Origin of the sequence: Bradyrhizobium sp. sGM-13 (assembly GCF_018398875.1) — a bacterium.
Taxonomy (GTDB): domain Bacteria; phylum Pseudomonadota; class Alphaproteobacteria; order Rhizobiales; family Xanthobacteraceae; genus Bradyrhizobium.
Genome location: NZ_JAGWDK010000079.1, coordinates 1 through 9,787 on the forward strand (window position 1 = coordinate 1; position 9,787 = coordinate 9,787).

The window sequence follows — 9,787 nt, forward strand, 5'->3', positions numbered from 1 at the left end:
TCACCTCGCGCCATCTCGCCTACATCATCTACACCTCAGGCTCAACCGGAACCCCAAAGGGCGTCATGGTCGAGCATGCGAACCTGTTGAATTTCATATATGCTCTTTCGGATATATTGAGGATCACTGAGCAGGATGTATTCCTAGCCATCACGTCCATCTCATTTGATATCGCAGGACTGGAGCTATTTCTTCCATCGTGCACGGGAGCCACAATCGTCCTAGCCAGCCGTAAGGATGTTACGGATGCTACGGCGTTGCATTACCTTATAGATCAGCGCAAGATTTCTATGATGCAGGCCACTCCAGCAACGTGGCGTTTGCTGTTGGATGCCGGCTGGCAAGGAACACCGGGCTTAAATGTATTGTGTGGAGGTGAGGCGTTACCTGCGAGTCAGTCGTCGCGGCTCAGTAGAGGGGTGAGGTCTCTAAGAAATCTTTACGGTCCGACCGAAACAACGATCTGGTCGTCCAGTTTTGTTATTGACGCGAGGCTCGTTGTGTCTCATCAAAACGTCCCGATCGGCCGCCCGATTGCCAACACGCGGGTGTATCTGCTGGACGGCCATGGCGCGCCTGTGCCGTTGGGGGCGGTGGGTGAGCTTTACATAGGCGGGGCGGGGGTTGCGCGTGGCTATCTGAACCGTGCCGATCTGACGGCGGAGCGGTTCATCGCCAGTCCCTTTGTGGACGGCGATCGGCTGTACCGGACCGGCGACCTGGCGTGCTATCTGCCCGACGGCAATCTGGAGTTCCTGGGCCGCAACGACGACCAGGTGAAGATCCGCGGCTTCCGCATCGAGCCGGGCGAGATCGCCGCGCGGCTTTGCGAGCACGCCTGGGTGCGCGATGCGGTTGTGGTGGCGCGCCAGGACCGGTCCGGCGACAAGCACCTTGTCGCCTATGTGGTGGGCTCGGACGAGGCTGGCTCGGACGAGGACGATGGAGGCGGGCTGGCCGGCGCCTTGCGGGCGCACTTAAGTGCGCGGCTGCCGGACTACATGGTGCCGGCGGCGTTCGTGCGGCTATCGGGGCTGCCGCTGACGGTGAACGGCAAGCTCGACCGCAAGGCACTGCCGGCGCCGGCCGACGATGCCTATGCGCGGGCGGCCTATGCGGCGCCGCGCGGCGCGATCGAGACGGCGCTGGCAGAGATCTGGGCGGAGCTTCTCGGGGTCGAGCGGGTCGGACGCCACGACCACTTCTTCGAGCTCGGCGGCCACTCGCTCCTGGCGGTGCGGTTGCTCAGCCGAGCGCTAAATCTTGGAATGAAGTTTAATGCCGCCGATCTCTTCCAGGCTCCTGTCCTGAAGGAACTTGCATCGAGGGTTGAGTTGGACCCGCAACGTCATCCAGCTGGAGTGCTACCCGTTCAGGCGACGGGATCTCAACCGCCACTCTTCTTTGTTCCGACAGGTTACGGAGATTATTCGTATGTCCTCACTTTAGCAAAAGAAATGGATGTAGACTGCCCGATCTATGCTTTGCCATGGCCGTCTTTCAATGAACTTTGTCAACCAGCTCTCGATGCGATCGCCGCGGAGGTAATCCTCGCAATCGGAAAGATCCAGCCGCAGGGTCCGTATCGCTTCGCTGGTTACTCCTCAGGGGCAATCTTGGCTTATGCGCTTGCCAAACACTTGCTAAGTCGCGGGGAAGCTGTCTCATTTATGGCGTTCATCGATGTCACATTACCTGCAAATCCATCGAGCAGGTCGGATGCCCAAGTAGCATTAGATATGATATTCGAGCCTCTCGAGTCTTTAGATGATGAGCGGTTCGAATTGCTGGAGAAACTTTCTGAACAAAGTTCAGTTGCTCAGTTGTTTGAAAAGGCGCAGCAAATTGGGGCCATAGCTTCAGATCGCGATCTCTATGACAACGCCTTGAGGTATGTCTATTTTCACAGGGCACTACGATCGTATCGAGCTGCGACCCTGCCAATTGAGATACATCAGTTTTATGCAGCTGATCCTTTCCCTAGTCGTCGTGTGCGGGGCAAAAACTCAATCGCCCCGGAGGCAAGATCGGTCATGCGCGGCTGGGACCGCGTTTTGAGTGGGGCGGCCATTCATGCAGTTTCAGTTCCAGGCAATCACGTAACGATGATGAGCAACCCAGAAAACCGCGAAGTTCTGGCACGCATGTTATCGAGAGCCTTGAATGGTTCGCCAATAAACACGCTGAACTGCACCCCGTTTTCACCGGATACCCGCGTTAGCCGGAGGAGCTAGTCTTACTGAGTCAGAAAAAGCGTCTGATTCAAAAGGTCGCGGGCGAGGTGCTGTCAGAATCAGTTACCGGTTGAGATTCAGGCATCGGCAACGGGGGCTGATATGGATCTCCGGACATCAGACGGCAGTGAATCGCGATTTTCGGCTTTTGTCGAGGGACTTGTGAGCGTGATCGGACATGCGGACCGGGCCCGGCCGTTGTTTGATTATTGCATCGGCTTAATCATGCCGGGGGAGCGTAAGAGCGTTGAGCCGATGGCAGCGGTGACGGCACCTGATCGGACGGCGGCACAGCATCAGTCGCTGCTGCACTTCGTCGGTCAATCGCCTTGGTCTGACGAGGGTGTTTTGGCCAAAGTGGGTGAGATGGTACTGCCGGCGATAGAGCGCCATGGACCGATCGAAGCGTGGATCATCGATGACACCAGTTTTCCCAAGAAGGGAGCGCACTCAGTCGGTGTGGCGCGTCAATACTGCGGGCAGCTCGGCAAGCAGGATAACTGCCAAGTCGCGGTGTCCCTGTCGCTTGCCAATCACCACGCCAGTCTGCCGGCGATGTATCGTCTCTATCTGCCGCAGGAATGGGCGGCAGATAAGAAGCGTCGGCGCAAAGCGGGCGTGCCCAAGGAGATCAGCTTTAAGACCAAGCCAGAGATCGCGCTTGAGCAGATCGACGCGGCCTGCCGAGCCGGGCTTCCTCGCGGCGTGGTGCTGATGGATGCCGGATATGGCTGCAACACGGACCTGCGGACCAGCATCAGCGCGTTGGCGTTGACCTATGTGGCCGGTATCTTGCCAAACACCACGGTGTGGACGTCCGACACGGCGCCGCTGCCGCCAAAAAAATGGTCGGGCAAAGGGCGACCACCAAAGCTGCTGCGCCGCGACCACAAGCATCAACCGATTTCGGTCAAGGAGCTTGCTCTTTGCCTTCCTAAGCGGGTCTGGCGCACGATCAAGTGGCGAGAGGGTGCGGCCGAGCGGCTATCGTCGCGCTTCGCTCGCGCGCGCGTTTGCGTCGCGCATCGAGATTACCAGCTCACCGAAAGCCGACCGGAAGAATGGCTTTTGATCGAATGGCCAGAAGGTGAGGACGAGCCGACCAAATACTGGCTTTCAGCGTTGCCGGAAACGATCACTTTCGGCAGGCTAGTCGAGCTAACCAAGCTGCGCTGGCGCATCGAGCGCGACTATCAGGATCTCAAACAAGAGGTTGGGCTCGGGCATTTCGAAGGGTGAGGTTGGCGTGGCTTCCACCACCACGCCACGCTGTGCATCGCGGCCTACGGGTTCCTGGTCTCCGAGAGGGAGACGATTCCCCCCTCGGGATCTCGTTCCACCAGGCCGTTCAAGAAACTTGCGGTTCCCAACGGTTACCGACCCAGAGGCTCCGCCGCTGCGACCCGAACGTCACATCCCGAACTCGATCAGGACGATGCGGCGAAGACTGATCGTTGCCATCGCCCGGAACATCTCACGCTGTCCTTATTGCACCCGGCAGACGAAGCGCCTTCTTTTGTGACACAGTAAGACTAGGAGCCTGTCCAGTTAGCATCGGGAAGCCAGTTTTATCCGAATGATAGCGGCTCATGCGGCCCTCGCCAGCTTGACGAGGTTGTGAGCGGTACAAATCAGGGCCCATTCGGGCTTCACTTTGTCGATGCCGCGCAGCAGGAATTGCCTGAACCCTCTTGCCTGTTTGATCTGTCCGAAGACGGCTTCGACGATCTGCTTGCGCAAGCGGTAGCGACTTCGGTAGCCGGCGCGCTTGAGCTTGGTGCTCATCCTGGCGATCAGCGAGCCGGCTCTTGAAGGCTTTTCCGCGGTGGCGGACTTGGTGCCGTGCTTCTGCCTTCCGGTGGCGATGTAGCCCTCAATGCGCCGCCGTTTGATCGCGCGAAGATTGGCGTCGGAGCAGTAGCCGGCGTCGGCCGATACTTCGTCGGGATTGGTCCCCAGATTGGCCCTGATCCCGTCGAGCAACGGCGCCAGTTGCGCCTGGCGGCGTCGATCCTCGACTTCACCGACGAGATCACGCGCAAGACCCTGCCGTCGCTCGGACCGGCGCTGGAGACAGCCGCGAGCAACGTTTTCAAGCTGGCGAAGCGGTGAGCGCTGCGGCATCCCGCTTGACAGCGAGTTCGCAACGGTCGCCGCAGCGAAGTTGAGGTTCAAGTAAGATACCCAAAACGAACAAACCAGTCCCGATTATCGGAAACGATTGCCTCGGCCGTATCTGCATTCAGATTGCCAATCCACCGACCTATCCGACCGTCGCGCCGATGGTTTGGGTGTAGCAGGTTCTCCGTGTTGTAAGAAGCAACTCCATCAATGAGGCCATCTACTTCGCGGACAATTTGAGCAGCCGTATTCGGGTCAATAGATATCCCACAAGCCCTCGCTATCCTCTGCGCCGAGGTTTGCGGATGATTTATGATTTCGACGTAGGATAGATCGATGTCGGATCGTGCTGACCAATACTCATGACATTCGCGCGTAGTTTTTGCAGCGGCGAGAGCAGCGCCTTTATCGTCCTTGTTCACCCAACCACGATCATGAAGGGACACGATAATATCACGCAGATCGCGATGGCAAGTTAGTACAGTTTCCGCTCTCTCGCTCCATTGATCGTCAGGGATGTGAATTTTCAATAGCGCCGACGTTTCTGTTCCCGGCACATAATCGTCGATCCATGCTGTCTTTAAGTTCGGGTCCTGAGTTCTCAAGATTAATCGAGCTACATTGAAGACCCATGTGCTTCCAGAACGCTGTGTACCAGCCGCTAGAATAACCCGCATAGCTTTCTCCCACCGGTTCCAATTCCAACCCTATCAGCCGCACCCGTGGCGTCAAATGGGTTTTTAGAGCCTGAAGAGGCCAGCGGCCGACCATGACTTACACGCTATTAGGTCAGTATGCCCTCCTGACATATCCGTGGTGAGCGTCGCGACGGGGGCTCTTGTGAGGCATGCACCCATTAACGCCGCGCGGCTGCGCCCGTAAGCTTATCGGCATGTCGGGATCCTCCGCGTCACTTCGGAGGCGTCGGGCGCTTCGCCTCGGCCTCGGCGGCTTCGCATACGGCAACCGGATCGGGTTCGAACGGCGACAACCTGGCATCAAGCAGACGCTTGAGCAGCTCGGCGGCCCAGCGCTCGTCGCGCGGAGGCTGCCGCAAACAGCGCGACACGCACCTCGCGACAGCGAAGCCAGTCCTCGCGCGCGACGTATCCCAGCGGGTGACACGGCTTGGCGCTGCGGTCGTTTACATGGTTTCCAGTCCACCATTCGCTGACGGGGCCAAGCAGACGAGCCAACGCTCGCGAGCGACCCTCGAACTTCTGACCTCGCTGCGGCATGCGCTCGATCCCGGCAAACAGCGCGAGCGCCTCAGCGGTCGTCTAGTGAGTTCTACCGCATCGCCGACGGCCAAAATACACTCAACAGCATCATCGGAAATCTCGAAACCAAACTCCCGCTCAAATTTGAGCACCAATTCGACCATGTCTAGGCTATCGGCGCCAAGGTCTTCGATGAGGCTGGCATTATCCACCACTTCATCGGGATCAACAACAAGCTGTTCGACCACGATAATCCTGGCGCGTTCGGCAATGTCGATCATGTTTCAAGCCCGCATCGTTGCATCATGGCAAGAATGGCTCGTCATTCAGTCCGCCGTAGCAGGGCCGTCCACCGTCATGAAAGGCACCTGTAAGAATATTGCTTCGCTGGAGTTCGTTCATCTCGTTTTTGCGGTTACAAGGAGAAGGCTGTTCTCCGCACGCAACCGACTCATCCGCATTGAGGGGCTTGGAGCCGAGCAGCGTGTCAATTCAGGGCGGGAAAACCGCCGCGCATCAGGTGTCGATATCCGTGCTCGCTCATCCATTTTGCGCGTGCAAGATGGCTGTCGAAGGTGCGGCGGGCCCGCTGCGGCTCGTTGTCCGCGTCGATATGCAGCACAATCTTTGCTACTTCGCGCCAGTCGGCCCCCTCGGCATCCGCGTCCAGCAGACGCCAGTAGGTGACGAGGTGCTCGTAATCATAGGGCGTGAGCATCGAATCTACCGGCGCCGTGTCGGCGACGTCGGGATCGAGCGGCGGTTTTTGCATGGGACGAGCTCGCAATGTTCTGTCTGATGCGTCACTTAGCGCCGCCTTTTTGACCGCCTGATGTCATATCAGGGCCGTCTTGCGCATCACGCGATGTTCGGGATGTATCAGGCTTGCCGATGTGTTAGTTGGCCTGGGGTCCGGACGCCGATCGGAGAGCCCGAAGCTATTGATCAAGCTAGCGAAGGAGGCGTCAACGTAAAGCGGATCACCAGTCCCTAGATGGCGACGGCCTAGTCTAGGAGCCTGTCCAGTTAGCTTTGGGAAGGCAGTTTTATCTTGATAATGGCGGCTCAACTTGACGCTACGTGCGATTCAAGCCCTTCGAGAGCTCGTCGCGTGCATATGTCCAAACTCGCGGGTGCCAGAAGCTGTGACGACACGATTCACATCGTCCATAAGTTGTCCCAAGAAGATCGCATCGCTACGAGGTCCGTGACGCGCTAAACGAGTATCGACGAACGGCGAGTCACCATATCCCCGATCACGTACCCCATACGTCCGCAAGTGGGTGGGTCCTGCTGATCAGCTCGAAAGTCGCTGACGAACGGCTCGCGGCGGCGCATCGGGCTAAGTTGCCTATGTCTACGCGGCAGTTGTCCGTCAACCAGGTGCGGCGGCACCAGGAGAGCACCGTGTTGGCGATACCGGCTGTCAGATTGCGCCACCGGTCTGGGCTGACCTCATAACGCTGGGACAGATCCTACTGTCGCTGCTCCCGCACGGTTTCCAGCGCAATCCTTGCCTTCAGTGTCGCGTCGATCCTGTGTCTCGTCTTCGTCGTCATTATCCGCTCCGTCTATCAAACGGAGCAGCCGTTTCCAACTAAGCAAATGGCCCCAAAATCGGGGCCCATTTCAGACAATCGTGCGCGCAGCCATGCTTCCAATGCCGTTAAATTGCGGGCGGGGGTACCAAAGCCCTGTGGCACGCCACGAAATGATGGTCGTGCCGACGCGTTGGCTATGTTGGGTTCAGGGGCAGCACATGGCCTGGCTCACCAGTTCGGCCGGGGTCTCTGAGCAGGGCAAAGGTACGGCGGCATCAATGGCAAGCGCCGAAAAGCGCATGCTGGTGCGATGAGTTATGCATAAACAACCGTTCTTAATATGCCGCTCTGTATTGTCGCGAACAGCCGTGTCCAATTGACGATGTAGTGTCCGGAACCGAACACAGAGGATCAAGTATTTCGCCGCCGCGGCGCAAAGAGTGGTTTTTCCCTCTTCAAGTAAGCCCTCCACAACCTGTTTGGTGGCACGCGGATTGCTCTGAGACAGTGAGGATCCAAAGGACGATATCGGTCCCGCGGTCGGCCCCGCGCCCACACATTCAGAGGAATCTTGCTCGATTGATTCTCACTTCGATAGACGCTGCACGGTTGAGTGCGATCCCGCCAAATGAAGCGTTGTGGCGTCCGTCGGGGATGTCGCTGTCATTCGTAGCGCTGGATAACTCTCATGGCTGGCCGGAGTCGATTAGCATTCAGTGCGGCAATTCCCGAGCAAATCCTGACGAGTGTGACAGGCTTAGGTCGCCATGTGGCGCGCGCCTTGGCCGGGAACCGCATGCATTGGCTGAGGGGTGAAGATGGCGCATTGGTCTCCTCTGGCGCAGCCAAACGCTTGCGAGTCAGGCGATTGTGGTGGGCAACGACTTGCAACCTCCCCAATCGGTTCTACCGTCTTTGTTGGTAGTGGTACGCTGGCCATCAGGTGTGCTGAGCTAGCGAGGGAGAAGGGTCACGACATCCGCGCGGCGCTGTGTGCCGACGCCACATTCGCCGATTGGGCCGCTCACGCCAATATCCAGTGTGTTGGGAGCATTGAAGAGCTCTCCACGTTGCTGAAGACCGAACCGGTTGAGTGGATTTTTTCGGTTGCCAACCCGTTCATTTTGCCGCCAGTGGTGTTTGAGCGAGCCCGTCAAGGCGCTTTCAACTACCATGACGGTCCGTTGCCACGATATGCGGGTACTCACGCGACGTCTTGGGCGCTGCTGGCCCAAGAGGCCGAACATGGCATCGCGTGGCATCGTATCGATCATCGGGTTGATGCTGGTGCTCTGGTGGTTCAGCGCCACGTCTTAATTGCGCCCAGCGATACGGCGTTAACGCTGAACCTCAAATGTTATGAAGCCGCGATCGAGGGCTTCCGTGAGCTTTTGACCGGCTTAACAAATGGAGAGCTCAGTGCCCGTCCGCAGGCGCTAGTTGACAGAAGTGTTTTCCCGAGGCGTCGACGCCCAGATGCTGCGGGGTGTCTGCGATGGGATCGATCCGCGCAAGATCTGTCAGCAATGACACGCGCCTTGGATTTTGGGCCGTATCATGCCAATCCCTTGTGTCTGTCCAAGGTTCTCGTGGGCGATGACGTTGTCGCAGTCAGGTGCTTGGAGGTGACGGTGAGGCGCTCGGGCTTTCCGGCGGGCTCCCTGGTTGAAATCCATCCCCGCCACTGGCGTGTGGCGACCGGGACAGAGGATGTTGATGTTTGGTTTGGCGGCCTGGATGATCAGGCTCTGGATGCGCGGGCACTCGCAAGGTGCTCCGATCTGGATGAAGGCGATCGCCTGCCGATCTTAAACGATGGTCAGGCGCGGAGTATAACTGTTACGCATGAAATGCTGGCGCTTCGGGAGAGTTTTTGGCGACAACGGCTTGAGCAGTTTAAAATATTGCAGCTTCCGTATCAGTCGTCTTCAGTAGCTGCGGCTCCGCCCCAATGGCAGTCGAGTTCATGGCTCATTCCAAGTGCTTTGGCCGAGCTGTCCCCCAATGATCGCACGGAATATCTATTGAGCGCTTGGCTGATCTATCTCGCTCGCGTCACTGGAGAATCAGAGCTTCGATTGGGATGGACCCCCGCAGCGAATGGTTCGCGAGCCGGGATGAAGGCGGTGGAGGTGCTTATCGCTTCTGTCGTGCCAATGGAAATTATCATAGATATCGGTCACGATTTTGCAGAGGTGCGCAGGGCGGTGGCGGCCGAGTGCGCTCGGCTGAGGCAGTACGATAGCTTTGCGCGGGATCTTATCGCGCGCTACCCGACGTTGCGGGGGGCGGAGGCGCTACGATTGCGCCGTCCCTGGCCCGTTGGCGTTACGGTTACTGCAAATAGCGCGTCTCCTGCGTCAAACCCAAGTGATACGCCCCTATCCGGTGATCTGCTGACGTTTGAGGTTTGCGCTCTGGAAGGGAGCTTTCGATGGCACTTTGATGCCAGTCGTTTGGCGCCCCCGCAGATCGACCGCATGACGCAGCATTTGCAGAATTTGTTGTGTGCTGTGATGACTGATGCGCATCGAGCGGTTGGGCGGATTGAGCTGTTGTCGTCGGATGAGCGCACCTACCTGTTGGAGGAGCTGAACCGGACGTCGGTCTCGTACTCAGCGGAGCGGTGCATCCATGAGCTGTTCGAGGCGGAGGTGCGCAAGGCGCCGGA

General features: G+C 58.2%; 6 protein-coding genes and 2 pseudogenes. 3 read left to right on the forward strand and 5 right to left on the reverse strand.

Annotated features, from left to right (window positions below):
• Both KJQ96_RS37200 and KJQ96_RS37205 read left to right on the forward strand, forming a co-directional pair.
• A partial coding sequence (locus tag KJQ96_RS37200) for an amino acid adenylation domain-containing protein (protein WP_213291032.1) occupies positions 1–2,234 on the forward strand: 2,234 nt, incomplete at its 5' end.
• Positions 2,235–2,336: 102 nt separating this feature from the next.
• Positions 2,337–3,764, forward strand: a pseudogene (locus KJQ96_RS37205) (IS701 family transposase).
• A 57-nt stretch (positions 3,765–3,821) separates the two neighbouring features.
• On the opposite strand, the gene KJQ96_RS37210 reads toward KJQ96_RS37205, so the two are convergent.
• The 5 genes and pseudogenes from KJQ96_RS37210 to KJQ96_RS37230 all read right to left on the reverse strand — a co-directional run bounded on the left by KJQ96_RS37210 (position 3,822) and on the right by KJQ96_RS37230 (position 6,347).
• Positions 3,822–4,358 (reverse strand): transposase, encoded by a 537-nt coding sequence (locus tag KJQ96_RS37210; RefSeq protein ID WP_375293258.1) that lies wholly within the window; start codon positions 4,356–4,358, stop codon positions 3,822–3,824.
• A gap of 47 nt (positions 4,359–4,405) precedes the next feature.
• Positions 4,406–5,032, reverse strand: a complete 627-nt coding sequence (locus tag KJQ96_RS37215) for a hypothetical protein (RefSeq protein WP_213291034.1) — start codon at positions 5,030–5,032, stop codon at positions 4,406–4,408.
• 233 nt (positions 5,033–5,265) lie between these two features.
• Complete coding sequence (locus tag KJQ96_RS37220) at positions 5,266–5,424, reverse strand: hypothetical protein (RefSeq protein WP_213257435.1); 159 nt, start codon at positions 5,422–5,424, stop codon at positions 5,266–5,268.
• Between the two features lie 207 nt (positions 5,425–5,631).
• Positions 5,632–5,856: pseudogene (locus KJQ96_RS41005) on the reverse strand (acyl carrier protein); the annotation flags it as partial.
• A 206-nt stretch (positions 5,857–6,062) separates the two neighbouring features.
• A complete protein-coding gene (locus tag KJQ96_RS37230) occupies positions 6,063–6,347 on the reverse strand; it encodes a DNA -binding domain-containing protein (protein WP_213257431.1) in 285 nt (94 codons plus the stop codon).
• Positions 6,348–8,186: 1,839 nt separating this feature from the next.
• Here KJQ96_RS37230 and KJQ96_RS37235 point away from each other — a divergent pair.
• A partial coding sequence (locus tag KJQ96_RS37235) for a formyltransferase family protein (protein WP_305831010.1) occupies positions 8,187–9,787 on the forward strand: 1,601 nt, incomplete at its 3' end.

Bases quoted from the DNA above. Each gene is read 5' to 3' on its own strand.
- KJQ96_RS37230 (WP_213257431.1), bottom strand. From the start codon at position 6,347: ATGCAAAAACCGCCGCTCGATCCCGACGTCGCCGACACGGCGCCGGTA.
- KJQ96_RS37215 (WP_213291034.1), bottom strand. From the start codon at position 5,032: ATGCGGGTTATTCTAGCGGCTGGTACACAGCGTTCTGGAAGCACATGG.
- KJQ96_RS37210 (WP_375293258.1), bottom strand. From the start codon at position 4,358: ATGCCGCAGCGCTCACCGCTTCGCCAGCTTGAAAACGTTGCTCGCGGC.